We start from the raw sequence: 1049 nt of genomic DNA on the forward strand, positions 1-1049 counted from the left end.
GAAGGACCCGCTCCCACTTCCTCCGCCGCTCTCCCCCCTACACCACCCCCGACAATCCCACCCCCCCCCCCCCCCGCCCCCCTCCCCCCCCCCCCCCCCCCCCCCCCCCCCGCCTCGACCCGGTCGACTACCGCGAGCGCCATGCGGTCGAGTGCGGGATCAACCGCCTCAAGAGAAACCGCGCGGTCGCCACGCGCTACGACAAGCTCGCCGTCCGCTTCGAGGCGACTGTGCTGGTCGCAGCGATCAACGAATGGCTATGACCCAGTCTCGCGCGTCATCACGTAGGTGTTCCCAATGTCGGGATCGCCGTAGAAGAAGAACAGCTTCAAATCGTCGTGCTGATCGCGGTCCACGTAGAAGGACCACGCGTATGTCGATGGGGGTTCAGGAGTCGCGGTGTCAGTGGCCATCACGGGGGAACGGCTCTCCACTCGGGTCCGGACTGCCAGCGCGAGTCGGACGACCTGTCCTCCTTCGTCGTCGGTCAGTTGCCAGGTTCCCGTGCCGGAGAAGCGCCAGCCGTCCTCGAAGTCGAAGTCCTGCCCGTCGAGCTTTTCCAGAAGAGCCGTTCCGTCTTTGCGAAGCACCACGCGGGTCCCCTCGACGTTTTGCCAGCCTCCAGTGACGTCGGCTGCCGTGGCGTCGTGGAGCCCTGTTCCCTCGTAGTACTGATAGGGACCGGCACACCCCGTCAGAACAGCCAAAACCGCCATCAAGCCCCCGAGGGTCGCCCCCCACGCACGCAGCCTGTTCTCGCCCGCCACCAGGACCTCCCACCCTCAGTCCGCATCGACCAACCGATAGGGGCGGGCCGTGGAGAGATAGCTTGTCAGACCTGTTGAACGCGTTCAACTCTGCGACTGGAGGGGGGCGCACACCATCCCCGGCTCGCGCATCCAGCGCTGCCCGCAGCCGCCGATGAGCACCGCGAGCAGCGTTTTCGATACACGGCCTAGCTTGATCTTTAACCTGTGCGGCGAGGCCGTGGGGTCGTCGACTTCTTGTTCCGGGACGTGGCGGTGTCGGTTTTGCGGACTGTGTGGACG

General features: G+C 66.2%; 2 protein-coding genes and 1 pseudogene. 1 reads left to right on the forward strand and 2 read right to left on the reverse strand.

Annotation, left to right across the window (positions count from 1 at the left end; translation table 11 throughout):
• Nucleotides 1-128: 128 nt before the first annotated feature.
• Nucleotides 129-263: pseudogene (locus tag ACZ7HT_RS36790) on the forward strand (IS5 family transposase); the annotation flags it as partial.
• On the opposite strand, the gene ACZ7HT_RS36795 reads toward ACZ7HT_RS36790, so the two are convergent.
• Nucleotides 258-767: a hypothetical protein gene (locus ACZ7HT_RS36795; protein WP_471174096.1), complete on the reverse strand. Its 510-nt coding sequence runs from the start codon at nt 765-767 to the stop codon at nt 258-260. The pseudogene ACZ7HT_RS36790 and the gene ACZ7HT_RS36795 sit on opposite strands and share 6 nt — an antisense overlap.
• Nucleotides 768-851: 84 nt before the next feature.
• The coding region (locus ACZ7HT_RS36800) for a hypothetical protein (RefSeq protein WP_471174098.1) at nt 852-1049 on the reverse strand (198 nt) is incomplete at its 5' end.

The organism is Streptomyces sp. NPDC037410, assembly GCF_055602235.1.